Source organism: Dactylosporangium sp. McL0621, from assembly GCF_049995355.1.
GTDB lineage: Bacteria > Actinomycetota > Actinomycetes > Mycobacteriales > Micromonosporaceae > Dactylosporangium.
The window spans coordinates 10,080,884-10,106,980 of sequence record NZ_CP188259.1 but is presented as its reverse complement, the minus strand read 5'-3'; the positions used below and the strand labels follow the sequence as shown (position 1 = coordinate 10,106,980).

21 protein-coding genes are annotated in these 26,097 nt (G+C 71.7%); 10 read left to right on the top strand and 11 right to left on the bottom strand.

All coding sequences use genetic code 11. The features are described from left to right. Positions 1–62: 62 nt before the first annotated feature. The 3 genes from ACPPVO_RS47810 (at position 63) to ACPPVO_RS47800 (ending at position 7,715) form a co-directional block, all read left to right on the top strand. Complete coding sequence (locus ACPPVO_RS47810) at positions 63–6,524, top strand: RHS repeat-associated core domain-containing protein (protein ID WP_426505598.1); 6,462 nt, start codon at positions 63–65, stop codon at positions 6,522–6,524. A gap of 9 nt (positions 6,525–6,533) precedes the next feature. After that, complete coding sequence (locus tag ACPPVO_RS47805; RefSeq protein WP_426505596.1) at positions 6,534–6,977, top strand: hypothetical protein; 444 nt, start codon at positions 6,534–6,536, stop codon at positions 6,975–6,977. Positions 6,978–7,076: 99 nt separating this feature from the next. Beyond that, on the top strand, positions 7,077–7,715 hold the full coding sequence (locus tag ACPPVO_RS47800) for a ricin-type beta-trefoil lectin domain protein (protein ID WP_426505594.1): 639 nt from the start codon (positions 7,077–7,079) through the stop codon (positions 7,713–7,715). Between the two features lie 88 nt (positions 7,716–7,803). On the opposite strand, the gene ACPPVO_RS47795 is transcribed toward ACPPVO_RS47800, so the two are convergent. Next, positions 7,804–8,709, bottom strand: a complete 906-nt coding sequence (locus ACPPVO_RS47795; protein ID WP_426505592.1) for a cyclase family protein — start codon at positions 8,707–8,709, stop codon at positions 7,804–7,806. Here ACPPVO_RS47795 and ACPPVO_RS47790 point away from each other — a divergent pair. Continuing rightward, complete coding sequence (locus ACPPVO_RS47790) at positions 8,689–9,165, top strand: cellulose binding domain-containing protein (RefSeq protein WP_426505591.1); 477 nt, start codon at positions 8,689–8,691, stop codon at positions 9,163–9,165. The genes ACPPVO_RS47795 and ACPPVO_RS47790 overlap by 21 nt on opposite strands. An 88-nt stretch (positions 9,166–9,253) precedes the next feature. Here the strand turns inward: ACPPVO_RS47790 and ACPPVO_RS47785 are convergent, their stop codons facing one another. The 3 genes from ACPPVO_RS47785 to ACPPVO_RS47775 form a co-directional block, all read right to left on the bottom strand. Beyond that, complete coding sequence (locus ACPPVO_RS47785) at positions 9,254–9,613, bottom strand: ribbon-helix-helix protein, CopG family (protein WP_426505589.1); 360 nt, start codon at positions 9,611–9,613, stop codon at positions 9,254–9,256. Next, entirely contained in the window at positions 9,610–9,891 is a 282-nt protein-coding gene (locus tag ACPPVO_RS47780; protein WP_426505588.1) for a hypothetical protein, read from the bottom strand. Before ACPPVO_RS47780 ends, ACPPVO_RS47785 begins: the two co-directional genes overlap by 4 nt. A gap of 754 nt (positions 9,892–10,645) precedes the next feature. After that, on the bottom strand, positions 10,646–11,320 hold the full coding sequence (locus tag ACPPVO_RS47775) for a TetR/AcrR family transcriptional regulator (protein ID WP_426505587.1): 675 nt from the start codon (positions 11,318–11,320) through the stop codon (positions 10,646–10,648). 99 nt (positions 11,321–11,419) lie between these two features. On the opposite strand from ACPPVO_RS47775, the gene ACPPVO_RS47770 reads away from it, so the two are divergent. Next, positions 11,420–12,433 carry a LacI family DNA-binding transcriptional regulator gene (locus tag ACPPVO_RS47770; protein ID WP_426505586.1) on the top strand — a complete coding sequence of 338 codons (1,014 nt, stop codon included), beginning with the start codon at positions 11,420–11,422 and terminating at the stop codon, positions 12,431–12,433. Positions 12,434–12,629: 196 nt separating this feature from the next. Further along, positions 12,630–13,673, top strand: a complete 1,044-nt coding sequence (locus ACPPVO_RS47765) for a glycoside hydrolase family 26 protein (protein WP_426505584.1) — start codon at positions 12,630–12,632, stop codon at positions 13,671–13,673. A 243-nt stretch (positions 13,674–13,916) separates the two neighbouring features. Here ACPPVO_RS47765 and ACPPVO_RS47760 read toward each other — a convergent pair whose 3' ends face one another. Beyond that, positions 13,917–14,843 (bottom strand): phosphotransferase family protein, encoded by a 927-nt coding sequence (locus tag ACPPVO_RS47760; protein ID WP_426505583.1) that lies wholly within the window; start codon positions 14,841–14,843, stop codon positions 13,917–13,919. Between the two features lie 41 nt (positions 14,844–14,884). Beyond that, complete coding sequence (locus ACPPVO_RS47755; RefSeq protein ID WP_426505582.1) at positions 14,885–15,502, bottom strand: TetR/AcrR family transcriptional regulator; 618 nt, start codon at positions 15,500–15,502, stop codon at positions 14,885–14,887. Positions 15,503–15,587: 85 nt separating this feature from the next. On the opposite strand from ACPPVO_RS47755, the gene ACPPVO_RS47750 reads away from it, so the two are divergent. Continuing rightward, entirely contained in the window at positions 15,588–16,502 is a 915-nt protein-coding gene (locus ACPPVO_RS47750) for an SDR family oxidoreductase (protein WP_426505580.1), read from the top strand. A gap of 68 nt (positions 16,503–16,570) precedes the next feature. Here the strand turns inward: ACPPVO_RS47750 and ACPPVO_RS47745 are convergent, their stop codons facing one another. Together ACPPVO_RS47745 and ACPPVO_RS47740 are read right to left on the bottom strand one after the other, a co-directional pair. Then, positions 16,571–19,003 carry an MMPL family transporter gene (locus ACPPVO_RS47745; RefSeq protein WP_426505578.1) on the bottom strand — a complete coding sequence of 811 codons (2,433 nt, stop codon included), beginning with the start codon at positions 19,001–19,003 and terminating at the stop codon, positions 16,571–16,573. Next, positions 18,967–19,176 carry a hypothetical protein gene (locus tag ACPPVO_RS47740; RefSeq protein WP_426505577.1) on the bottom strand — a complete coding sequence of 70 codons (210 nt, stop codon included), beginning with the start codon at positions 19,174–19,176 and terminating at the stop codon, positions 18,967–18,969. The genes ACPPVO_RS47745 and ACPPVO_RS47740 overlap by 37 nt, the downstream gene beginning before the upstream one ends. A gap of 248 nt (positions 19,177–19,424) precedes the next feature. Here ACPPVO_RS47740 and ACPPVO_RS47735 point away from each other — a divergent pair, with 248 nt between their 5' ends. The 3 genes from ACPPVO_RS47735 to ACPPVO_RS47725 all read left to right on the top strand — a co-directional run bounded on the left by ACPPVO_RS47735 (position 19,425) and on the right by ACPPVO_RS47725 (position 22,104). Further along, positions 19,425–19,985 carry a SigE family RNA polymerase sigma factor gene (locus ACPPVO_RS47735; RefSeq protein WP_426505576.1) on the top strand — a complete coding sequence of 187 codons (561 nt, stop codon included), beginning with the start codon at positions 19,425–19,427 and terminating at the stop codon, positions 19,983–19,985. 64 nt (positions 19,986–20,049) lie between these two features. Continuing rightward, positions 20,050–20,730: a hypothetical protein gene (locus ACPPVO_RS47730; RefSeq protein WP_426505575.1), complete on the top strand. Its 681-nt coding sequence runs from the start codon at positions 20,050–20,052 to the stop codon at positions 20,728–20,730. A gap of 93 nt (positions 20,731–20,823) precedes the next feature. Further along, entirely contained in the window at positions 20,824–22,104 is a 1,281-nt protein-coding gene (locus tag ACPPVO_RS47725) for a hypothetical protein (RefSeq protein WP_426505574.1), read from the top strand. 69 nt (positions 22,105–22,173) lie between these two features. On the opposite strand, the gene ACPPVO_RS47720 is transcribed toward ACPPVO_RS47725, so the two are convergent. The 3 genes from ACPPVO_RS47720 to ACPPVO_RS47710 all read right to left on the bottom strand — a co-directional run bounded on the left by ACPPVO_RS47720 (position 22,174) and on the right by ACPPVO_RS47710 (position 26,047). Next, positions 22,174–23,352 carry a hypothetical protein gene (locus tag ACPPVO_RS47720; protein ID WP_426505573.1) on the bottom strand — a complete coding sequence of 393 codons (1,179 nt, stop codon included), beginning with the start codon at positions 23,350–23,352 and terminating at the stop codon, positions 22,174–22,176. 236 nt (positions 23,353–23,588) lie between these two features. Continuing rightward, positions 23,589–25,364, bottom strand: coding sequence for an ATP-binding protein (locus ACPPVO_RS47715; RefSeq protein ID WP_426505572.1), 1,776 nt, complete (start codon positions 25,362–25,364; stop codon positions 23,589–23,591). Next, positions 25,361–26,047, bottom strand: a complete 687-nt coding sequence (locus tag ACPPVO_RS47710) for a response regulator transcription factor (protein ID WP_426505570.1) — start codon at positions 26,045–26,047, stop codon at positions 25,361–25,363. Before ACPPVO_RS47710 ends, ACPPVO_RS47715 begins: the two co-directional genes overlap by 4 nt. Between the last annotated feature and the right edge of the window lie 50 nt (positions 26,048–26,097).

The following is a 26,097-nucleotide window of genomic DNA, read 5'->3' as shown; positions in this document are numbered from 1 at the left end:
CTGACGGCGGCCGCGCGGGGGCGACGGGGGTTGTTGTGGACGGCTCTGTACGCAAGTTGATCTTGTTTCGTCCGTCCGCCCGGCGCCGCGGCATCGTGCTGGTGACGGCCGCCGTGCTGGGCGTGCAGATGGCCCTCGTGGCCAATGCGGTGGCGGCGCCGCCGGCGGCCAAGGGCGGGGTGTGGACGCCGCCGAACACGCCGCGACCGGCCACGACCGCCGTGCCGCGCGACCCGCACGCTCCCGGCGCCGGTGGTGCCGCCGCGCCGCGGCCGATGGCGCAGTACCGGGCACCGCGGTTCGCCGACCCCGTCGCGGGGGCGCAGACCCTGTCGCTGACCGCGGCGACGGGGGTTCCGACGCGCGGCCTGGACCAGCTGGAGCGGCAGCACCGTGGGAGCGCGGCCGCCGTCGACGGGGCGCCGGTGTGGGTCGGAGGCAACACCGACGCACCGGGCCTGGTCCGGGTCGAGGTCGCGAAGCAGGACCGCGCCGCCCAGGCTCGGGTGGACTCGGGCCTGCTGTTCTCGGTGTCCCGGGCCGACGGTTCGGCGGGCGCCGCGCCGGTGCGGGTGCAGGTGTCACCGGGGGCGTTCGCGGGCCGGTTCGGCGGGAACTACGCGCAGCGGCTGCGGCTGGTGCAGCTGCCGGCGTGCGCGCTGAGCACCCCGGAGCGGGCCGAGTGCCAGACCCGCACCCCGGTGGCGACGAGCGTGGAGGCGGGTTCGGGCCGGCTGACGGCGACGGTGGCCGTGACCGGTCAGAGCGCGGGCATGTCGGTCCTCGCGGTCGACAGCGCGCCGGACGGCTCGGCCGGCACCTACGCGGCGACCAGCCTGAAGGCCTCCGACGCCTGGTCGGCGGCGGGGACGGGCAGCTTCGACTACTCGTACCCGGTGACGGTGCCGCCCGCGCTGGGCGGCGCGGCCCCGGACGTCTCGCTGGCCTACTCGTCGGCGGCCGTGGACGGGATGACCGCCTCGACGAACGCGCAGTCGGACTGGGTGGGCTCCGGCTGGTCGTACAGCCCGGGCTTCATCGAGCGGGCCTACCTCCCGTGCGCCGACGACGGCATCACCGGCTCCGGCGACACCTGCTGGGGCTGGGGCGGCCAGGAGGTGTCGCTCGACGTCGCCGGCATGTCCGGCGGTCTGGTCTACGACGACGCATCCCACAAGTGGCACTTGTCCGCCGACAACGGCGCGACGATCGAGCTGAAGACGGGCGGGAACAACGGCGCCTACAACGGCGAGTACTGGGTCGTCACGCAGCCCGACGGCACCCGCCTGTACTTCGGCGCCGGTCACCTGCCCACCGCGGAGGGTGGCACTGGCGCGGACCCGGCATCCAGCGGGGCGTGGACCCAGCCGGTGTACTGCCCGAAGTCCGGCGACCCGTGCTACAGCCCGGGCACCGGGACGAACAGCTTCACACCGAACATGGCCTACCGGTGGAACCTCGACTACGTCGTCGACCCGCACGGCAACGCCACGACGTACTCCTACGGCACCGAGACGAACTACTACGCCCGCAGCAGCGCGCACACCCTGACCTCCTACACCCGCGCCGGATACCTCAAGCAGATCAACTACGGCTGGCGGGCCTCCGACGTCGCCGGGCAGGCCACGCCGAACCCGGCCGCCGAGGTCGTGTTCAGCACGGTGCAGCGGTGCAAGGGTACGGCCACCGAGTGCTCCACTGTGGACAACCTGACGAAGACGACGGCGCCGGACTGGCCGGACACCCCGTTCGACCAGATCTGCAAGTCCAGCGGCACCTGCCTCATCGGCGGCATCTCGTACTTCTCCACGGTCGAGCTGAGCCAGATCCAGACGCTGGTGAACAAGGGCGGCACCTACAAGCCGGTCGACACCTACGCCCTGGCGCACTCGTTCCCCGACCCGAACGACGGCTCGAGCCCGTCGCTGTGGCTGGACTCGATCACGCACACCGGCAACAACGCCACCACCGCGGCCAACGTCCCGCCGGTCATCTTCACGGGCACGCAGACGATGGCGAACCGGGTGCCGGGGTCGGGGACCTGGCCGGCGTACAACCACCAGCGGATCGACAAGATCACCACGGAGACCGGCGAGCAGGTCACGGTCACCTACGCGAACAGTACCGCGACGATCCAGGCCTGTGACCAGACGCCGGGCGCCTCGCACCTGCCGTCGGCGACGAACAACACGATGCTGTGCTACCAGCAGTACTGGCAGGGGCAGGGCCAGACGTCGCCGGTGTCGGACTGGTTCCAGAAGTGGGTCGTCACCAAGGTCGTCCAGCACGACCCGGTCATCGTCGGGTCCAAGGACCTGGAGACGAACTACAGCTACGTCGGCGACGCCGCCTGGCACCGTGACGACTCGGTGTCCACCAAGAACGCGCGGCGCAGCTGGAGCCAGTTCCGCGGCTTCGGGCAGGTCGTCAAGACGACCGGGGCCGCACCGGACCCGGTCACGCAGACGTCCACGACGTACCTGCGCGGCATGAACGGCGACTACAACAGCCAGACCGGCGGCACCCAGAAGTCCGTGACCGTCACGGCGAGCACCGGCGACGCGGTCGTCGACGCGAACCAGTACGGCGGCATGGTGCTGGAGACCGACACGTACACGCAGGCCGGCGGCACGGTCACGGCCAAGGAGATCGGCCTGCCGTGGTCGGCGCAGACCGCGTCGCACGCCGAGAACGCCCAGCCGGGGCTGCCGGCGCAGCTCGCGCAGTTCGTCAACGTCGGCACCAGCAAGCGGCTGACGCTGCTGAGCACCGGCGCGTGGCGCACCGCGAAGCGGACCGACACGTTCTCCGCCACGACGGGCCTGCCGCAGCAGAGCGACGACCAGGGCGACGTGTCCCTGCTCGGCACCGCCGACTCCCAGGAGACGTGCTCCACCGCCACGTACGCGACGCCGCCCGCCGGTGTCAACGCCGGCATGGTGAGCTACTTCAACCGCAAGCTCACGGTCGCCGGGCCCTGCGGCACCGCGCCGAGCGCGACGACCACCATCGCCGACACGCTGACCTACTACGACGGCAACGCCGCACCGGGCGTCATCACCGCCGCCGGCGACGCGTCCCGCACCGAGGACGTCGACTCGTACACCGGCTCGACGCCGGTCTACGCCACGACCACCTCGGACGCGACGTTCGACGCGTACGGCCGCCCGACGTCGAGCACCGATGCGCGCGGTCTCATCACGACCAGGACCTACGCGCCGCCGGCCGGGCAGCTGCCGACCACCGTCACCAGCACCGACACCACGTTCAGCCAGGCCACCGTCATCACGATGGACCAGGCGCGGCAGCTGCCGACGAAGACCGTCGACCCCAACAACAACGCCACCTCCCAGGCCTACGACGGCCTCGGCCGCCTCACCAGCGTCTGGCTGCCGGGCCGGGCCACGACCCAGTCGGCCAGTATCGTGCACGCCTACAGCGTCAACGGCACCACGGCGCCGTCGTACGCCTCGACGAAGACGCTGCGCGACGACTCCACCTACGCCTGGGCGTACACGATCTACGACGGCCTCGGCCGGGAACGGCAGGCCCAGACCGTCTCCCTGGACGGCAGCAACGGCTCGCTCGTCACCGACAGCTTCTACGACACCCACGGCTGGGCGACCAAGAAGACCCGGCCGTTCTACGTCACCGCATTCCCCAGCGCCACGATCTACCCGGCCGCCGACGCCTCCGTCCCGGCTGAGAAGGTCGCCACCTACGACGGGCAGGGCCGCCCCACCGGCGTCGCCGCCTACTCCCTCGGCCAGCTCCAGTGGACCACCACCACCGCCTACCCGGGCGGCGAGCGCACCGACGTCACCCCGCCGGCCGGCGGCACCGCGACGAGCACGTTCACCGACGCCCGCGGCCACACCAGCGCGCTGTGGAACTACACCACCGCGACCCCGGACGGCAACGCCGCCCACGCCTCGATCATCTCCTACGGCTACTCCCCGGCCGGCAAACCCGCCAAGGTGACGGGGCCCGGCGGGCAGGTCTGGACCTACACCTACGACCTGCACGGCCGGCCGGCCACCGCCGCCGATCCGGACGCCGGCACCGTGACGACCCACTTCAACGCGGCCGGTGACCTGCTCAGCCAGGCCGACGCCCGGCCGAGGACGATCACGTGGACGTACGACGAGCTCGGCCGGAAGAAGACCGAGAGCGACGGCGCGACGCTGCTGGCGAAGTGGGACTACGACACCGCGCCGGGCGGCAAGGGCCAGCTGGCCGCGTCGACCGCGTACGTGGGCGGCGCCGCCTACGTGAAGGCGGTCACCGGCTACACCAACCGCGGCGCCATCACGGGCAGCACGGTGACGATCCCGTCGACCGGGCCCGCCGACGAGGCGAAGCTGGCCGGCACGTACAGCAGCGGCACGTCGTACAAGGCGATCACCGGACTGCCGACGGCGACGACCTACAACGCCGACGGCGGGTTGCCCGCGGAGACGGTGACGACGCAGTACAACCAGAACGGCGTCCCGACCGTGGTGGCCGGCAACGCCGACTTCCTCACCTCGGCCATCATCGACCCGTTCGGCAACCACACCACGCTCACGCTCGGCGACATGCCGAACCAGGTGGTGCAGACCACGCACTACGACGCGGCGACCGGCCGGGTCACCGAGCAGTTCGTCGACAAGGAGTCGGCGGGCGCGCACGTCGACGACGCCGTCAGCCTGTTCGACCCGGCCGGCAACGTCACCGCGGTCAAGGACGCCCAGGGCGGCGGCGCCGCCACCGACCTGCAGTGCTACTCCTACGACCAGCTCGGCCGGCTGACCGAGGCCTGGAGCGACTCCGGGGGCACCCACACCGCGGCGGCGCCGTCGGTGCCGAACATCGGCGGCTGCGACCACACATCGGGCAGCGCGGCGAATCTCGGCGGCCCGGCGAAGTACTGGCAGTCCTTCACCTACAACGCCGCGAGCAACCGCGCCACCACGACCGACCACGCGGTGGACGGCAACACCGCGCACGACGTGCTGCGCACCAGCAGCTACACCGGTGACAAGGTGCAGTCGGTCCTCAACGACGGCCCCACCGACACCACCGACAGCTACGTGTACGACCTGGCCGGCAACACCACCACCCGCACGATCGGCGGCGGCGCCAACCAGACGATCACCTACACGCCGCAGAACCGGACCGAGTCGGTCACCGACGCCGTCTCCGGCAACCAGGCCACCTACCGCTACGACGCCGACGGCAACCTGCTGCTGCAGCGGACCAAGACCGGCTCGTCGACCAAGGTGACCCTGTACCTCGGCGGCGAGCAGCTCACCCTCGACGTCGGCAGCAACACGCTCAGCGGGCTGCGGTACTACCCCTTGGCCGACGGTCCGTGCCTGGTGCGCTCCTCGTCCGGCGCGCTGACGTACGAGTTCGGCAACGCCCAGGGCACCCACGGCCTGTCGATCGACGCCGGCGCCGCCCAGACCGAGAGCCGGCGGTACTTCACCCCGTTCGGCGCCACCCGCGGCACGGCGCCCGGCGCCTGGGCCGACAACCGGGCCTTCGTCAACCAGCCCGCCGACCCGGCCTCGAGCCTGGACCTGCTCGGCGCCCGCAACTACGACCCGCTCACCGGCCGCTTCCTGCAGCGCGACCCGGTCTTCGAGGGCAACGACCTCAACCAGATCGGCGGCTACGGCTACGCCGGGAACGATCCGGTCAACGGCAGCGACCCGGCCGGCCTCTACAACGACCACGCTCCCACCGACTCTCCCGCGTTCGAGTACCCGTGCTCCCTCACGCACCTGGAGAACTGCGGCGCACCGCACTACGGCAACGGCGGTACCGATCCCCGCAAGAAGGTCCCCAACAACAAGCCTGGCTGCGCAATCAGCGTGGAGGGCTGCGCCAGCTGGACCACCTCCCAGGTCCCCGACCCGGGAAGCCGTCCCACGGCCAGCGGGCCGCTGGTCATGCCGGTCAACCCGAATCCCGGCCCGCCGGACACGGGCAGCCGGCCGACGGCGAGCGGGCTGCTGATCATGCCCAAGGGCGTCGTCGTCGCCCCGGGTGACGGCTCTGAAGGGGTCGTCGTCGAGGTGGAGGGCGGATGCCTCGTCATCCACGGCACGGGGATGTACCAATGCCGTGCCACCTCGGGCCCGGGGACGATGGGAATCTGCCTGGCCGGAGGCGCCGCGGCCTGGTTCGGCGTCAGCGGGTCCGTCTGCATCGGCATCGACTCGCACGGCTGGGGCATCTGGGCGACCGGCGGGACCAGCCAGGGGGTACAGGCCGGCGGGGGCTTGTCCGTTCAAGCGGTCCTGTCGGACGGCGACATCGCCGATCAGAAGGGACACTTCGACACGGTCGAGGGCGGTGGCGGGCCGGTCGCGGGCGGCTACGCCTGGGGAAGCAACGACGCCGGCCGTCCGGTCCATACGGTGATGGGCGGCGTGGGGTTGTCCGACAAGGTCGGTGTGAAGGTGCCCAGCAAGGGGACCGGCCTGGCCAGCGGGGACAGCGGCACGGTGATCTTGTTCTACCACGACGGCAGGTAGCGTACGGACATGCAGACTCGGCGAGATCGGGGGAACCGGCGGGCGGGCCGCGTCGTGCTGCTGCTGGCGGCGGCCGTGTTCCTGGCCGCCGGGGCGGCGGCCGCCGGGCAGGCGATCGACGACGCCCGCGGCGCGACCGTCGACGCCGCCGTGGTCAGGATCATGACGGACGTGCCGGGCCGCCGGGTGTACGAGGTCACGTTCGTGGACGCGACCGGGCGGACCTGCGAGTCGCGGGTCGACACGGGCTCGAACCCGCCGGCGCGCGAGATCAGCGTCGGCGGCCGCTCCCTGGTGCACTATTCGGCGTCGGACCCGTGCGGCAAGGTGCGGGAGTCGATCGTCGCGCCGCCGTGGTTCTTCGTGGTCATCGCGGGGGTCATCGTGGTCGTCTGCTCGTTCGGAGTGTGGCGGCTACGGCCGCCGAGGGCGCGCCCTGGCGGGGTCGAATAGCAATCAGTCAACAAAGTTAAACAATTCTCCCGGGTGGACTCGGGGTGCTGGGGTTCGGGGCCGGCCGCGCATGAGCTGACGCATGCGATGGGTGCGGTGATGTCCAGTTTGCCGAACCACACCGCGTACGGGCACTGCACGGATGACTACGACATCATGTGTTACAACGACGGGCCGGGGACGGTCCTGCGGGTCGTCTGCGGTGACCAGGCCCAGGACAACCGCCTGGACTGCAACAAGGACGACTACTTCAACACCAGCCCGCCCGCCGGGTCGTACCTCGCCACCCACTGGAACACGGCCAACAACCGGTTCCTGCTCACCAGCGGCGGAACCGGCGGCGGAGCGTCGGCCGCCGGGACGATCACCGGCCCGGGTGGCAAGTGCGTGGACGTGGGCGGCGACGATACGGGCGGCAACGGGACCGCGGTGCAGCTGTGGGACTGCCAGTCCTACGCGGTGGACCAGCACTGGACGCACAACGCCGACGGTTCGCTGTCGACGCTGGGCCGCTGCCTGGACATCGTCGGGAACGGGACCGCGCTCGGCGCACAGGTCGAGCTCTGGGACTGCAACGGCGTCGGCGGGCAGAAGTGGGTGCAGCAGGCCGACGGCTCGCTGCGCAACCCGCAGTCGGGCCGGTGCCTGGACTCGCCCAACGGGGCGACGGGCAACGGCACCCGCCTGCAGATCTGGGACTGCAACGGCAGCGGCGCGCAGAAGTTCGCCCTCGTCTGAGGTTTGATCGTCTGACGTCGATCCGATACCCGCACCGCGCGTTTGTGCGTACAACGACGCGGTGCGGGTCGCTCCCCGTGCGACGCCGCTACGGCAGGCGGGCGAAGGCCCGCACCGTGAACGTGCCGAAGTCCTCCACCGCCGGCGGCGCGGCCGTGAACCGCGCGCCGCGGGCGGGCAGGGCGGCCAGGTTCGTGAGGTGCTCGACGACGTGGACGCCGGCCCGCAGCAGGACGCTGTGCGCCGGGCGCTCCCCGCCGCTCTCGGCATCGTCGATGTTCACCGAGTCGATGCCGACCAGCACCGCGCCGGCCTCGACGAGGTACTCGGCCGCCTCACCGGTGAGGAACGGCGCCCCGCGCCCGTACTCCGGCGTGCCGAAGTGCCGGCTCCACCCGGTGTCGAGCAGCACCGCGGCGCCGCGCACGCCCCGATCGGCGAGGGTCGCGGCCCGGATGCCGCGCGCATCGGCGCTCCAAGCGTCGTGCAGGTGAAACACCTCGGCGGGCAGGTCCACGAGCGTGGCCAGGTCGAGCCGCGCGAGATCGGCCCCGTCGGCGTACCGGTGGAACGGCGCGTCGAGGTACGTGCCGGTGTTGCCGATCATGGTGATGATGTCCATCGCGAACTCGGTGCCGGCCGCGTACCGGGCACGCGAGTCCTCGCGCGTGAGGTGCGGCGCGATCGTCGGCGCGGGCAGCCCCGGATAGGTGACGAGCCCGGCCCGGATGCGGTGACTCAGATCGACAACGCGCGCAGCGACCGGCGCCGTCTCGACTCCCCGGCTACCCCGGTGCGTCTCCTCGACGATTTCGAGATCCCGCAGGTGTACCGATCCAACGAGCGCGAGCCCGAGATGCCGCACGAGCAGCGCGCCGATGGCCGCCTCGGACAGGTCCGGCGCGGGCAGGTCGAGCCGGAACCCCTCACCGGCCAGCGAACCGCCGTTGGCAAACTCAATGTCGAAGCCGAAGTGGGCCCGGTACTCGATCATGATCGCATTCTCGCACGCATAGGATCCAGACCGGGATCCTCGACCCGCAGCGGGCCGCGCACACCGTCCTGCGCCGGTCCCACCCTCTCCGGCGGCAACACCACCCCGACGTCGACCAAGCCCACGTCCACGTCGCCGTCGGTTTCGTCGTCTGCGGGTGGCAAGGGTTGTTCGGCGAGCTACAGCACCACGAACACGTGGGACGGCGGGTTCCAGGGTGAGGTGACGGTGAAGGCGGGGAGCTCGGCGATCTCCGGGTGGACGGTGAAGTGGTCGCTCGGTAGCGGGCAGAGCATTTCGCAGGTGTGGAAGGGCAAGCTGACCACGAGCGGTTCCAACGCCACTGTCGTGAATGAGAGCTACAACGGCACGGTGGCCGCCAACGCCTCCACGACGTTCGGGCTGCTCGGCACCGGTACCGCCACGACCCCGGCGCTGACCTGCACCAGCGCGTAAAAGCCGGTCCCGCCGCCGCGCCGCAGCCAACCGCGGCGGCGGGACCGGCCTCTCTGGAGGTATCGGGCCGGCGGGCGGAGCGGCCGGCCTACGCGGCCTCGGCCTGGCTGCCGAACCGCCCGGCGACCACCTTCCGCAGCACCTCGAGCGCCTGCTGCGCGTCATCGGGCCCGACCGGCGCGGTCCGGTCCTTGATGTAGGACGCCAGGGCGTTCCGGATGATGTCGGACCGTCGCGTGTGCGCCAGGTCCGCGAGGCTGTCCAACTCGTCGACCATCGCAACCGGCAGCCGGATGCTGATCAGGGCCATCGGCCCGTCCGTGACGGGCGAGGCCACTTCATCGGACACGGGCGTCGCCGCGGCCAGCAGCGGCGAGACATCCTCCGCGGCGTTGAACCACGCGACGATCTCGTCCTTGGACATCCGATCGAAGTCTGGATCACTCACAGAACCCGCCTCCTCCACTCATCCAGCTCTGCACCGGCGAGCGCCTTCACGCTCAAGATCCGATATTTGGTCGTCCGATGCAACTGTTCACAGATCACCGCGACGACTCGCGCGCTACCAACCATGCCCATAACGACGAGCAGGAGATCCCCGATCTGTCGCTCGAACCGTAGACCGGGCGGGGCGTGCAGCGCCTGTTCTACCTCCTCAAGGGCAACCTTGCGACGACGGGCAACGGCAAGGCCCTCATCCGTCCACAGGTACTCCCGCTCCACCACGGTTCGACCGTATCACGTCGTCATACGACGTTACGTTCAGGCGCAAGGTTCCTACCGCCTCTCGCTGGACCGACTGACTAGTCAGTCCGTAGCTTGGCTGCTACGTGAGTGACCGCGGTCACGGCGCGACGCAACCGAGGGAGACGTATGCGCATCGACGTGCACGTCCACTATTGGGCCGCCGGGTACATAGACCGGCTGGTGCAGCACGGCCGCCAGGACCTGGCCTTCGCCGGCCGCCAGCGCGACGACCGGCGGCAGCGGCCGACGATGGACAGCGTCGGCGTCGACGTGCAGATCCTCGCGGCGATCGGCCTCACACTGAGGTCGCCGACCCGGCCAGCGCCGCCGACGCGGCGCGCTTCATCAACGACCTGTACGCCGAGACCGGCCGCCGCGACGGCGGCCGCTTCCGGGCGTTCGGCAGCTTCCCGCTCCGCACGTCGATGCGGCAAGCGCCGAGACCGACCGCTGCCTCGACCAGCGAGGCCGGAGTACTTCGTCGCGATGGCCCTGATCGGTCTGGGCCAGGGCACGTACTTCGCCGTCGACTTGGCCCTGGTCACAGACGTGCTGCCCAACCGCCACCAGGACGCGGGGAAGAACCTCGGCGTCATGAACATCGCCAACACGCTGCCGCAGTCGCTCGCGCCGGCGATCGCCCCCGCTGTTCATCGGGCTCGGCGCAGGAGGCAACTACACGGCGCTGTTCATTGCCGGCCGCGCCTACGCCGTCGTCAGCGGCCTGATGATCCTAGGCGTCCGCGGCGCCCGCTGACGGCGCGAGCAACCGCAGCAGCAGCTCGAACGCCCGCTCGGTGTCCGTAGCGGGTTCCAGCAGCCAAGCCGCCTGCAAGCCGTTGATCGCGGCGGTGACCAGCGTCGCCGCCGCGTCCGGATCGACATCGGCCGCGACCTCGCCGCGCTCGAGCCCGATCGCCAACCGGCGCCGCACCTCCTGCTCCACGAATGCGGCCCGGCCCCGCACATGCTCCGCGGCCGCCGCGTTCCCCGCGATCGCCTCGCCCTCGAGCACGTGCGCCAGCTGCAGCGGCACCTGGGCGTTGCCGGCCTTGCCGAGGAACGCCGCCAGCCCACCCAGCGCCGGGTCCCCGCCCGCCGGCTCGGCCTGCTGCTGGGCCCACGACATCTGCAGCTCCAGCACCGCCTGGAACAATGCGTCCTTCGACGAGAAGTGGTGCAGAATCCCGGATCGGGTCAGTCCGACGGTCTTGGCGACCGCCTCCAACGTCGTCTGCGTGTAACCGCGCTGCGCGAAGACCACGAGCGCGGCCCGGACGATCGCGGCCTTGATCTCGACGCTCTCCTCGATCTGCCGCTGCGAGCGGCGCTTGGCCCGCGGCCGTCCCGGCAACGGGCCGAAGTCCTGGGCCGAGACGCCTACTGACGAGTCGGTCGGTTCATGCACCCGTTCATCGTAGGACCGCACGTCCGGCCCCGGCGGGCAGCTTTACAGGTCCGCGCGGGGCTACCTACCATGGCGGGACCGCGAGCGGAGGTACCACACATGCCGTCACCGGTGCCGTCTCGACCGCCGACCCTCGATGAGGTCGCCGAGCGCGCCCGTGTTTCCCGCACCGTCGCCTCCCGGGTCATCAACAACGGCCCCAACGTGAGCCGCGCCAAGCGGGACGCGGTCGAGAAGGCGATCCGGGAGCTCGGGTTCACCCCCAACCGCAGCGCGCGGGCGCTCGCCACCCGCCAGACCGGCGTCGTCGTGCTGGCGGTCTCCGGCGACGGGCCCGAGGTGTTCGGTGACCCGTTCTTCGCGCAGGTCATCGTCGGTGCGTCCGCCGCGCTGGAGAAGACCGACCTGCACCTCATGCTCAGCCTGGCCACGAACGACCACGGCCAGCGGCGGTTGCGGAACTTCCTGCAGACCCGCGGGGCCGACGGCGTGATGCTTGTCGCGACGCGCGGCGCCGACCCCCTGGTCGACATCGCCGCCAGGTCCGGCCTGCCGACGGTGTTCGTCGGCCTGCCGGTGCACGGGACGCCTCCCTACTACGTCGACGTCGACAACGCCGGCGGTTCGCGGACGGCGACCGAGCACCTGATCCGCGGCGGCCGCCGCCGCATCGCGATGATCGCCGGGCCCGAGGACACCGCCGTGGGCCGGGAACGTCTTCGCGGCTATGCGGAGGCGCTGCTCCTGGCCGGCCTCGAGCCGTACGCCACCGCCGCCGGCGACTTCATGGAGGCCGGCGGCGTCGAGGCCATGCGCGCGCTGCTCGGCGCGCGACCGGACCTCGACGCCGTGGTCGCCGCCAACGACAACATGGCGGCCGGGGCCATGCGGGTGCTGCGCAACGCCGGCCGCACGGTCCCCGGCGACGTGGCCGTGGTGGGCTTCGACGACATGCCCATCGCGCTGCACACCGACCCGAAGCTCACCACCATGCACCAGCCGGTGCAGTCGCTGGGCCGCGAGGCCGCCCGCATGCTGGTCGAGCTGCTGGACGGCGCCCAACCGGCGTCGCTCATCCTGCCCACGCGGATCGTCGTGCGGGATTCGGCCTGACCGGGTTCTCCACATCTGGTACCTCCAGAGTTGGAAGCGCTTCCAGTCGACAATCCAGTGATGTCGACGCGTACCTGTCAAGACCTCTTTACGTCGAGGGTATCGATCGTTTAGCTTGAGACTGGAAGCGCTACCAATCGCCGCCGTCTATCAATCGGCTTCGGGAGAGCGCTCTCATCATCGACAGGGAGGCAACATGCGGATGCGAACGCTGCTGTGTGCGGCGGCCGCCGCCGTCGCGCTGGTGGTGTCCGGCACCGGCACCGCCGCCGTGGCCGGGGCCGGCCGGGACACGCCGCCGACGCGCTACCTGGGCATGTTCCGGGAGGAGGATCCCACCACGATCGCCGCCAACGTCAGAAGCCTCTACGGTGTCACCCCCGCCAGCGTGATGTGGTTCGACAGCTGGGGGAGCGGCCGCCCCTTCCCGGTGACGGAGGCCAAGACCCTCTGGCGCCACGGCATCATGCCGCACTACACCTGGGAACCCTGGGACACCGCCCTCGGCCCGAACGACCCCGCGCAGATCCACCTGCAGGACGTCATCGACGGCTCGTGGGACGGCTACATCACGGCCCGCGCCAGGGAGTTCGCCGCCGTGCGCCTGCCGATCCTGGTCCGCTGGGGCCACGAGTTCAACGGCAACTGGTACCCGTGGGGCATCGCGAACAACAACGCCGACCCGACCCTGTACGTGCGGGCGTACCGCCACGTGCACGACCTCGTCGCCGCCGCCGGCGCCCGCAACGTGCAATGGGTGTGGGCCTTCAACAACGGCTCGTCACCGGACGCGCCCTACAACGACCCGGCGGCCGCCTACCCCGGCGACGCCTACGTCGACTGGGTCGGCATCGACGGGTACAACTGGGGGTTCGGCCCTTCGTGGGACCCGGCGGGCGACCACTGGACAACCTTCGACCAGACCTTCGCCACCGCCTACGCCAAGGCTCGCGCCGTCGCGCCGAACCGCCCGGTGATGATCGGCGAGTTCGCGTCGACCGAGGACGGCGGCGACAAGGCCGAGTGGCTCCGGGACATGAACACGACGCTGCGCTCGGGCGCGTACCCCGAGCTCAAGCTGCTCACCTACTTCGACCTGACCAAGGAGGAGGCGTGGTCGCCGGGCTCGTCGCCGGCCGCGCTCGCCGCCTTCACGTGCTGGGCCCGGCAGCGGTACATGAGCGGGCGGGGAGCCGAGCTCGCCCGCATCGGCGCGCATCCGAGCTCCGCCGGCGGATAAGAGCGGGACACGAGACGCCAATGCGTGTGCGCCCGGGTCGAGGCGCACACCGCACCGCCTCTTCCAGGGGCCGGGCCACTAGGGGCTGTATCGAAGTGGATGGCCGGGCTGCGGCGGACTCAGACGTCGGCGGGAACCACCCCGGTCACACCCCGATACAACCCCGGTATCGGGGCGCGCCCGGCGCGGCCCCAGCCGACGCCTGAGCCTCGCCTCGCTCCGACCCCCACTTCGACACAGCCCCTAGCGCATGAGCAGCTCCTGCAGTTCCGGGAGCCGGCCGAACAGGACGGGGAGGCCGCGCACGCCGTTGCGCGCGGACTCGTGCGACAGCGCGAGGTCGGGGCCGGTGCCCGCCTCGACCCCGGCGAGGCAGCGCAGGATGTTCCACCTCGTGTGCCCCAGCCAGCCGCCGATCATGAACACGAACCAGCTCGGACCCCACGGCGGCAGCGCTCCGCCCCCTGCGACGTAGCCGTCGAGGACCGAGCGGAAGATGGCGGGCCGAACGTCGTCGAAGCCCGGCCCCTTCGCGAGGCTCAGCGCGGTCGAGCCGAGCTCACCGGACAAGTCGAGCATCCCCGAGAGCTCCCAGTCGAGCACCACCGGACGGCCCTCATGGGCGAGCAGGTTCCACGGTTGGATGTCCTTGTGGGTCAGCACGACCGGGCCCGGTCGCTCGCAGGTCTCGACGAAGTCGGCGATCGCGAGGAACGTCTCGACCTGGGCGGTGAGTTCGGCGGCCCAGGGCTGTCCGGTCGCCGTCGCCCGCTCGGCGAGCTCGGGCCAGTCCCGTGACGTCGGGTCCTCGGTCGAGTCGTCGGGCCACTGCACGTCGAGCGCGTGGATGCGCGCGAGAATCTCACCGATCTCGAACGCGTACGCCGCCGGTACCGGTGCCTCGGGAATCTTTTCGCCCTCGACCCATCGATGAACGAGCGTGTGCTCACTCACCGAGATCGGCTCTGGCATCGCGATGCCGGCGGCGAAGGCCGCCCGCTCGAATCTGAACACGTCCTCGGCCCGGTAGGTCGACCGGCGGTCGAGGTGGTTCATCTCCTTCACCGCGAACGACCCCTGATCGGTGTCGAGCCGGTACAGCCGGTTGGCGAACCCGCCGTGGACACGGGTCATCGGGCCGATCGGCGCGCCGAGGTGTGCAAGGTCCACTACACGCAACCTAGGGCCGGCAGTTCGTCGAGGCAACCGCTTTACCCGCGGTCACGAACGGCGTGGCGCGCTCCGCGTCCGCGGCTTCTCGCCGCGGTGGGTGCGGAAAGGCCGTTCATGAAGATGTCGAGCAGCCGGGCGGCCTGTTCGCTGCTGCTGGTGATCGGGGCCACCGTGAAGATGCCGATGAGGCCGGCCGCGACGTCCTCGGAGGTGGCGTGCGCGCCGATGTCGCCGGCGGCGCGGCCGGCGGCGAGGATCTTGTCGATGGCGGCCAGCAGTTCGGTGCGGGTGTGCGCAGAGCCGAGCTGCTTGTTGTTGATCATGGCTCGCAGGGTGTCGATCATGCCGTTCTTGGTGGCCAGCCACTCGCTGAACAGGTCCATCCAGCGGCGCATGGCCTGCGCGGGCGGGTGGGCGGCGAGAAGGTGCTCGGCGCCATCGGTCAGGCGACGCACCTGGTCCTGGTACACGGCCTCGACCAGCGCCTCGCGGGTGGGGAAGTGCCGGAACAGCGTGCCGATGCCGACCCCGGCCTCGCGGGCTATCAGCCGCAGCGAGGGCTCGCCGCCGGCCCCGGCCGCGACGAAGAGCCTGGTCGCCACCTCGATGAGCGCCTGACGGTTGCGCGCCGCGTCGCTGCGAACGGGTTGGGACACCACGTCACTCTAGCGGAGCACGCTCCGGTTGTGTAACGTCGCCGACGAAACGGAACACGCTCCAATTAGCCTGCGGAGAACCACCATGCATGTGTTCATCACCGGAGGCTCCGGCCTGACCGGTCCCGCTGTCGTGTCGGAACTGCTGTCCGCGGGTCACCGGGTTACCGGGCTGGCCCGCTCGACCGCCTCGGCGGATCGCCTGGCCCGACTGGGAGCGGAGCCTTTCGCCGGCTCGCTCGACGATCTCGACCGGCTGCGCATCGGCGCGGCCGCCGCCGACGGCGTGGTGCACATGGCCGCCGGCGGCGAGCCGGGCGACTGGGCCGGAATCACCAGACGTGACGTCAACGCGATCGAGACGCTGGGAGCCGCGTTGGCCGGTACCGGCAAACCGTTCGTGTCAACGTCCGGAACGATGGTCATGACTCCGGGCCGCGTGAGCGAGGAGACCGACGCACCCGACGGCGATGCGTTCGCCGCGTACCGGATCCCCGGCGAGCGGAGCTGCCTGGGCTACGCCGATCGGGGAGTGCGCGCCAGCGTGATCCGTCTCGCCCCGACCGTGCACGGTCCGGGCGACTACGGGTTCGTCGCGATGCTCGTCGCGACCGCCCGCAGGACGGGTGTGTCGGCCTACATCGGGGACGGGGCCAACCGATGGCCCGCGGTCCACCGCCTCGACGCGGCCACCCTGTTCCGGCTCGCGCTGGAGAAGGCGCCGGCCGGAACCGCGCTGCACGGAGCGGCGGAGAGCGGCGTCCCGCTGCGGGACATCGCCGAGAGGATCGGCCACACGCTCGACCTGCCCGTGGTGTCGGTCGGGGTGGACGAGGCCCCGTCGCATTTCGGGAGCGCCCCCCTGGCCGCCGTGTTCGCCGCCGACGTCCCGGTCTCCAGCGCGCGCACCCGCGAGCTGCTCGGCTGGACCCCGGGCCACCACACGCTGCTCGAGGACCTCGAACACGGCGACTACTTCGCCGCCGCGGAAGCTCGCTGAGCCGTTGGTGCGCGCGGTGCAGGGCGCCGATCCGAGTTCGGGAGAACGGCGCCCCGCCGTGTGTACTGCTAGGAGCGGACCAGCTCGCGGGCCGGTTCCGGCGCCGGCTGCGGCCGGGCGTTGGCGGCGCGGACGTAGCGGGGCAGCAGGAACGGGTCGGTCAGCCAGCCGAGCGCGAGGAGCCCGACCGTGCCCAGGTACGTCCAGCCCCAGCGCTTGCGGCCGAGGTAGAAATGGTGCGCCCCGAAGAGCCCGAGCAGAAGCCACCAGGTGTACGCCACCAGCAGCGACTTGCCCCGCCGCCCCTTCGCCACCGGCGCCGGCCCAACCGGCTCGACATGGACCGCCGCCGGCCCGACCGGTGCAACCCGGACCGCCGCGGGGCCGACCGGCTCAACCCGGACCGGTGCAACCCGGACCCCCGCGGGGCCGACCGGCTCAACCCGGACCGGCGCAACCCGGACCGCCGCGGGGCCGACCGGCGCAACCCGGACCGGCGCCGGCTCGGCGGCCGTGAGCTCGGGCTCGTCCAGCACCGTCTCCCTGAGGCCGATGAAGCCGTGCAGGCGCCGCAGCCAGGCCGGGGCCCACCAGTTCGCCCGGCCCAGCAGCGTCATCGTCGCCGGGACCAGCACGCACCGGACCAGCGTCGCGTCCACCGCGACCGCCACCGCCAGCCCGAGGCCGATCTGCTGCACCCCGCCCATCTCGCCGGTCACGAAGCAGCCGAACACGATCACCATGAGCAGCGCCGCCGACGTGATGATCCGGCCCGAGTGCTGCAGCCCGCGGCGGACGGCCACATCGGTGGGGAAGCCCTTGTCGGTGTACTCCTTGATCCGGCCCAGCAGGAAGACCTCGTAGTCCATCGAGAGCCCGAACGCGAACGCGAAGACGCTCACCACCGTGAACGGGCTCAGCCCGCCGACGGTCAGCACCCCGAGCGGCCCGGCCAGGAACCCGTGCTGGAAGACGGCGGTCAGCACCCCGAACGTGGCCCCCAGGGACAGCAGGTTCATGAGGACGGCCTTCAGCGGTACCACCACCGAGCCCGTCATGGCGAACAGCAGCACGACCATCGCCAGCAGCGTCACGCCGAGGGCCAGCGGCAGCCGGTCGGTGATCTGGCCGACCACGTCGGCGACGAAGGCACCGCTGCCGGTCACCCAGGACTCGCCGCCGCCGGGGCGGTCGGCCCGGATCCGCTCGACGAGGTCCTGGGCGGCCGGTCCCTCGGGGTCGCCGGTGGCCTCGAAGCCGATGGTGGCCAGGCCGTTGCCGGCGTCCTCGGCCGGGTGGACCAGGGCGACGCCGGGCGTGCCGGCGAACCGGGCCGCCCAGGCGTCGAGATCGGCCGGGCCGGTGTGGGCGACGACGATGACGGCCGGCGCCGCGCTCTGCCCGTAGTTGCCGGTCAGCTCGTGCTCGACCTGCACCGACTCCATCTTCGGCGGCAGCGCGCCGAGGTCGTCGAGGTGGATGCTGGTGCCGAGGGCGGGCAGCGCTACGGCGACGAGGGCCGCGCCGCCCAGGACGGTGGTGAGTACCGGCCGGCGCTGCACGATGCGGGCCAGCCCGGCGAAGAACCCGGACTCGGCGGCCCGGCGAGCGGCCCGCTTGGACGGCTTGATGCGCTTGCGGGCCAGGCCGATCAGCGCGGCGGTGAAGGTCAGCGACACCAGCATGGCGGCGATGGCCACCGAGATCCCGGCCGCGCCCAGGGCGGACAGGCCGGTGATGCCGAACAGCAGGAGGCCGCTCAGGGCGGCGGCGACGGTGAGGGCGCTGAACGCGATCGTCCGCCCCGCCGTGGCCCAGGCCCGGCTCACGGCGACCGTGGGGTCGTGGCCGGCGGCGAGCTCCTCCCGGTACCGCGCGACGAGCAGCAGGCCGTAGTCGATGGACAGCCCCAGCCCGAGCAGCGTGACGATCGTGACCGCGTTCGAGTCGAGCTCGGTGAACTTCGTGAACACCAGCAGCATCGTCATCGAGAAGGCGATCGACACGATCGCGGCCAGCACCGGCATGCCGGCCGCGATGATGCCCCCGAAGATGAACACCAGCACGACCAGGGTGATCGGCAGCGACATCGACTCGGCTTTGGACAGGTCCGCACCGGCCTGCGCGTTGGCCTGCTGGTTGAGCACCGGCCCACCACCGACCCGGATGCGGGCGCCGGGCTGCCCGTCGCCGCGCAGCGTCGCGGCCCCGGAATGCAGGGCGTCGGTGAGCGCGGTCGCCGCGGTGTCCTGGGCCTCGTCGCTGAGGTTGGCCAGGGTGACCTGGATCAGCAGGCCGCGGTGGTTCTTGGCGATCAGCCCCGCCGCCTGCTCGGCCGGCAGGCCGTCATCGAACGGTGTCACCACCTGGTGCACCCCGCCGACCTCGCGCAACTTCCCGGCGAGGGCCAGCACGTCGGCGCGCACCGGCGCCGCCGCCGGATCGATCCCGTCGACGACGCCGATCACGGTGTCGCCCTGCGTCGACTGCGTGGCCAGCACGTTCTGCCCCGGAAGGACTCCATCGTCTTGGGAGTGTTGTTCGCGGCGAGCGCGTCGAAGACCGGCCCGGCCGCGACGACGCCGAGTACCACGGCGGCGAGCCACAGTCCGAGGACCCCCCACCGGTGCCGGAAGCACCAGTGCCCGATGCGCGCGATGAACCCGTGAGCCATAGCCATCCCCTTAGCCGAAGCGACCCGTATCAACGGGTTTCAGCCTCGTCACCGCGGAGCCCCGGCACACTGCCGCCGACCACCGAGTCGGCCATGACGGCAGCCCCCGCCCGGCTACGGGGGACAGCCCTACCCCGACGCCGGCTTCGTCCTGAGCGCAGAATCGGCGGGGCCGAGTGCAACGCTTCGTACTCCTCAGGCGTGTAGTGGCGGGCGCCTCGGCCGTGAGCGCGGCGCGCGGGGGAGGAATGCGTACTGTGATCACACTGCCGGGCCGCGCCGGGGGTCCAGTACCGCAGCGGCCGGGGGCACCGGGCACCCTGGCCGACTTCAGCGAATTTTACGCGGCGAACTTCCACTCGCTTGTCGTGCAGCTCCTCGCGCAGACCGGCGATCTGGCCGAGGCGCAGGACGTGGTGCAGGAGGCGTTCTGCCGGGCGTTGGACCGCTGGTCGCGACTGGCGACGTACGACGACCCGGCGGCGTGGATTCGCCGGGTGGCCTGGAACCTGGCGACGAGCCGCTGGCGCCGCGTGCGCTCGGCGATGATCTTCGCGCGGCGGCAGCGCGAGGAGCCGGTGCCGGGTCCGAGCCCCGATCGGGTCGCGCTGGTCGCGGCGATCGCGAAACTGTCACCGCAGCAGCAGCGGGTCATTGTGTTGTACTACGTGGCCGACCTGACGGTGCCCGCGATCGCCGCGGAGCTGACTGTTGCCGAAGGTACCGTCAAATCCTGGCTTTCTCGGGCACGGGCGGCGCTCGCCGTCGAGCTCGGCGACTCCGACATGGAGGCGGGCGCCGATGTCTAGCCGCGATCCGCTCGTTTCCCGATTCGCGGCACTGCGCGCGGAAGTACCGTCGACAGCGCCCGGTGTGGAGGCCGCACGCCGCACCGTCGCGACCCGGCGCCGACGCCGGCTGGTGGGCGCGGTCGCCGCGCTGGTGCTCGCGACGTCGGGCGTCGCGGTGGTCATGGCCCGCGCGAGCGGCACTCCCGAGGTGGCCACCACGCCGAGCCCGTCGGTATCGGCCTCCATCGAGCCGTCTCCGGCGACGTCGAGCCGGCCGCCCGGGCCCGGGGCCGGGGCTGGCGGATCATCGGTCACCGGCTCGACGACCAGCGCACCGGGACGGTCGCCGGTATCGTCGTCGCCGTCGTGCGTGCCGACCATGAACGCCAACGTGACCGGGGTCGTGGGCTTCGATATCGACGTGGGTCTGGCGTCGGCCAAACCGAGGTGCCCGAATGAACGGCTGCGGGTGTTTTGGGCGTCTTACACCATCGACGAGGCGGACGTCCAGCACCTGTTCCGGTCGGGCACTTCCTACCTCGACCCGGCCAACCCCACCGTGCACTTCGCGGCCGTCATGCCGACCCAGTGCCTGGGGAGGATTCTGTACGTCGCGGAGGGGTCGGCGGTGATTCCCGGCACCATCACCACCGGGACGGACATGATGAAGGCCGACCCGTTCCGCGTACCGCGGCCGGGCATCGGGAACTTCCTGTGGGCGAGCGACCGGGTCGCCTGCCCGAGTCCGGCGCCGAGCGGGTAGCGCCGTTGCGGTACGGACGCAACGATCCGGCCGGGCCGGGCGTGTTGTGGGTGCCTGCCGACGCGGCAGGGTCCCTCATGTACGAGGAGTCCGATGAATAGCACCTGGCACAGGCGTCGATTCATCAGCCTGGCAATGGCCGCGGGGGTCGTCGCCGGCGGGTTCGTAGCGCTCGACGCCGCCCCTGCGGTCGCGTACACGCAGGTCGGTGTCGGCGCCATCACGTGGGCGTACACCGATGCACGGCAGCCGTTCCAAACCCACGTGAACGAGGCGGCCGACGCTCCGGTCGGCGTCTGGCGCGACAGTGCGGGCAAGACGCATCTTTCCCGGTCCTACTTCACGTTCGACATCTCGTCGTTCGCCGGTGCGACCATACCGGCGGCCGAGATCGTCACCTCGGAGAAGTCGGCCAACGACTGCACCGCGGAGCCCGCCGTCGAGCTGCGCCGGACCGCCGACTTCACGGCGCCGACGTGGCGGCGCCCGCCGGCCGACTCGGGCCTGGTGGACGGTACGCCCACCACGGAAGGCTGCCCGTCGTGGCGGGACGCCTGGGATGTCCGGGACACCCTCATCGCCGCGCTGGCCGCAGGCCGCTCCACCGTCACCCTGGAACTGCGGGTTCCGCAACACTTGGAGGCCAACCCACGCTACGGCCGCACGTTCGACCACGCGGTGAAGCTGATCGTGCAGTACAACCGGGCGCCTCGGGTGCCCACCGGCCTGAGCGTCGACAGCCAAGTCTGCGGGTCCGCGCCCTACTACCTCGGCTCGGCGCAGCCCAGGCTCAGCGCCGCCGACTCCGACCCCGACGGGGACTCGGGCTCGAGCGACGAGCTCGTCAGCGTGACCTTCGCCATCGCGCCGGTGAGCGACCCGACCCAGCGCACCGAGTTGACTACCATTCCCTTTCCGCCCCGGACCAACGCATCCGTGACCGTCCCGGACGGGGTGTTCTCCGACGGCCAGACCTACCAGATCACCGCCCGGGCCGTCGATGACGACGCCGCGGTCTCGGGGTGGAGCGAGCTGTGCACGGTGGTCGTCGACTTCGTGCCGCCGGCCAACCCGCCGCTGGTGTCCTCCGTCCAGTATCCACCCGGGTTTGTGCTCCCGGGCTCCGGTGGACCGGGCATCCCGGGCCAGTTCACCTTCTCCGCGAACGGTGAGACCGACATCGCCGGGTACCTCTGGGGCGAGCTCAGTCCCACCGAGTTCGTCGGGGCCGACGCGCTCGGCGGCTCCGCGACGATCACCTGGACACCGCAGTCGTCCGGTCCGAAACGGATGTTCGTGGTGAGCGTCGACCGGGCCGGCCACCGCTCACCACAGGTTATCTACCAGTTCCTCGTCAAGAGCGCGTCGGCCTGAGCCAGGCTTCCTTGAGTCCCAGGCCGGCGCCTGGCCGGCCTGGGACTTCCGGATCGTCGGCGACCGCACCTACCAGCGGCTCGGCTCCCTGTAGGCCAGGCCGAGCTTCTCGGCCGCGTCCTTGCTCCCACCGATCATCTCTGCGACGGATTTCGGATCGGTGTCCCGCATCGACGCAATGAGTTCGGCGGCCAGGAGTTCCGGATCCCGACCCGAAATCTCGATCACGCGGCCGAATTGTATGAATGGTTCGTCGAACGACCTGGGGCCGGCTGGGTAGTCGAACGTCAGGCGCGCGATGTCGAACTCCTTCAACCAGGCTGTGCACCAGCCCGGGGCGCAGTCCCATCGGCCCAGGACCGCCGGATCGGCGCGAAGGCCATCGGCGACCAGCCGGGCCAGGGTCCGGGCCGGCCATTCCCAGCTGTGGTCCTGCTCGGCTCGAGCGAGCTCCCGGTCGTACTGCGTCGCATCGAACCGAACCGCCGGTGGCGGGTCGCCCGGCATGGAGGAGCGCCAGTCCTTCCAGACCACGTCGGAGCCTTCGCGCACGATCGTGACGTACAGGCCGCCGCAGCACCCCTCGGTGCAATACGCCTCGGCGAGCCGGACCTCCTTGGGCTCGGCCGTGGCCCTGAGCCGCCCGCTGTAGATGAGCCGTTCCGGCTCCTCGGCGGGGCCCTTGTCGAACGCGGCCGCGACGATCGGCATCCCGTCGATGACAATCCGAGCCTCGACCTGAGGGGATCCGGCCGGTTTCGGATCGGGAACCACGACCCGAACCGCGAAACGCTCTGCGGGTACGCCACTGCGGGCGGTTCGGGAGGAGATCCAGGCGGCGCGCCGGGCCCCGACCGGATCGCCGTCGCACGCACTACGGTTCAGCGCATCCGTCCACGGCGTTGAGGTCAGCACGTTGTCGATCTGGTCGATGAGGCCTCCGCGAAGGTCGCCCACCGCCGGTGCCGCCGGGCCGGTGCACAGGTCCTCGGCGATCATGGTCAGCACGGCGGCCCGCTCGTGCAGATCCTGAGGCGACAGGTCCGGATTGCCGATGAATTCCCGAAGCACGGTCGGCAAGGTTCGTTCGCGGTCGGCGTCTGCAAGGTTCGCACTGTCGCCGCTGTCGGGGAGGGGCTGACCGCCGTCGGGGAGTGGCCCGTGCGGTGTGAGCCGATGCAGTCGTCGTGCGTGTTCGAACAACGACATGGGGTGGTCGAGCGCACTACGCTCGTCGGCCACGCTCACTGGGCGGGGGAGGACTCGTTTCTCGTCGTCATGTCCGGAACACTACCGGTCCGATGACGTTCCCGGAGACGGACTTTCGCTCTCCAGCGATCTCAACTCCACGCTGGCGTCTTTCGGGCGCCCCGCCGGTGCCATCGGTATGCCGCACGACCATCGACGAGGGCGCTCTGCCGTCGGAGGCGTCGCCGCATGCGGCCGGCGCGGCCGTCACCGACGGGATGTGGCGCGGACCGGCATTACGCCGGCAGATCGGCGATGAACGTCGCGCCGTGGCCCGGGTCGCTGGTCACCGTGAGGTCGCCGCCGTGGGCGCGGGCGATCTGACGGGCGATCGGCAGGCCCAGGCCGCTCCCGCCGCTGCTGCGGCTGCGGCTGCGGTCGGCCCGCCAGAACCGGTCGAACACCCGGGGCGCGTCCGCCGCGGCTATCCCGGGGCCCGTGTCGGCCACTTCGATCACCAGCCGCCCGTCCGCCACGGCGGAGCGCGCGGTCACCGAGCCGCCCGGAGGCGTGTGCCGGATGGCGTTGGCGACGAGGTTGCCGACGAGCTGGCGCAGCCGCACCGGGTCCACGAACGCCTCCGGGTCCTCGTCACCGGTCTGCGTCAGGCGTACCCCTCCCGCCGCGGCCGCGCTGCGGTGCGCGTCGAGCACCTGCCCGACGGCGTCGCGCACGAAGGTCGGTTCGGGGTGCACACGCAGCTGCCCGGCGTCGGCCGCGGCCAGGTCGCGCAGGTCGTCGATGACGTGCTGGAGCAGCACCGACTCGTCCACCAGCAGCTCCAGGAACGCCGGGTCGGCGGCCGTCACCCCGTCGCGGGCCGCCTCGAGCCAGGTCCGGATGTTGGTCAGCGGGGTGCGCAGCTCGTGCGCGATGTCCGCGACCATCGCCCTGCGCTGCCGTTCCAGCTCGCGGCGGCGCTCGGACAGGTCGTTGAAGGCGGTCGCCAGGTAGCCGATCTCGTCGCGGGTGGTGACCGGCACCTGCGCTTGGCGGTCCAGGGGCAGCCGGGCCGCGTCGGTCAGCCGCCGCAGCGGGCGCACCAGCCGGACCCCGACCACGACCGTCGCCGCCAGCGCCAGCACGAGCACCCCGGCGGCGGTGCTGGCGATCTGCAGCGCGTTGGATCGGGAGATCGTGACCGCGGACCGCGCCACGGTCGCCGGCCCGGTGACGAAGAGCAGCGCCGGCGGGGCCACGAACGGCTGCAGCTGGGTCCGCCGGCTCTCCTCGAGGCAGCTCCGGACGAACGCGTCGAGCTGGGCGTCGACCGGTGCGGCGGCGTACTGGACGGCGAACGTGGGCGTCAGCGACACCGCGCCCGCCCGGTCCTCGGCGCAGGTCCGCACCGCGGCGGTCAGCTCAGCCAGCGGCCGCTCCTCGGAACCGGTCGGCCGCGCTGCCGCCGGGTCGGCCGCGCACGTCGTGCTCAGCGCGCCGGTCAGGTCGGCGTCGATCAACCGGACGATCGGCCGCCCGCTCGGAGTGTCGACGATCTCGGCTTGGACGTGCTCCGTGCTCAGGCACTGCAGCTGGGTCTCGGCGCTGCGCCGCAGCCGCAGCCGTTCGGCGTCGGTGAGCCGGTACGGGCCGACCGCACGCGGATCGATCCGGCCGCTGACGGTCCGGTTGATCCCCGCGTCGAGGAACAGTGGGTCGACGGTCGCGGTCGGCACCGCGGAGCCGGTCGGCGCCTCGGGGGCCGAGCCGCTGATGGGCGTGCGGTCGGGCGTGGTCAGCGTGATCCGGCGCCCGGTGAGATCGGCCAGCCGCCGCACCGTCGGGCCGACGCCGTCCCAGCTCGGATGGGTCGCCGCGTAGCCGATAAGGGCGTCGTAGACGTCGGTGTCGGCGCCCAGCGGCCGGCTCTGCTCCTGGGCGACGGCCCGGGTGGTGAGCCGGACCGTCAGCCAGGCCGTGGCCGCGACCGCGCAGACCGCGATCAGCACCGACGTGGCCAGCAGCCGGGTGAGCAGGCTGCGGTGCGGCGGGACCCGGGTGCTGCCGCTCATCGGCCCTCGACCAGCTTGTACCCCATCCCGTACACGGTCAGCAGCTGCACCGGGCGGCGCGGGTTCGGCTCGATCTTGCGGCGCAGGTTCATCACGTGCGTGTCGACGGCCCGCTCCGTCGAGTCGCGGTCGCCGGCCTGCTGCAGCAGTTGCCCGCGGGTGAAGACCCGGCCGGGGTGGCGGGCCAGGATGGCCAGGATCGCGAACTCGGCCGGGGTGCAGTCGACCGGTTCGCCGGCGACGGCGACGGTGTGGCGCTCGACGTCGACCGCGACGGCCCCGACCCGCACACTCGCGGCCGCCGTCTGCGCCACCCGGTCCATCCGCCGCAGCAGCGTGCGCACCCGGGCCAGCAGCTCCCGCGGGCTGTACGGCTTGGTCAGGTAGTCGTCGGCGCCGCGCTCGAGGCCCAGCAGCAGGTCGTCCTCGCCGGTCCGGGCGGTCAGCATGAGCACCGGCACGGGGCAGGCGTCCTCGCGCAGGATGCGGCACACGTCGAGCCCGTCGAGCTCCGGCAGCATGACGTCGAGCAGCACGAGGTCGGGCCGCAGCCGGCGGGCCTGCTCCAGCGCGGCGCGACCGTCGTGGGTGACGGTGGTCCGGTACCCCTCCGCCTCCAGGTACCGGCGCAGGATCTCGGCGTGCTTGCGGTCGTCCTCGGCGACCAGGACGTGTGCGGGCATCCCGTCACTCTAGGTGCTGCCGGGGGCGGTTACGCCTGTCGGCAACGCCA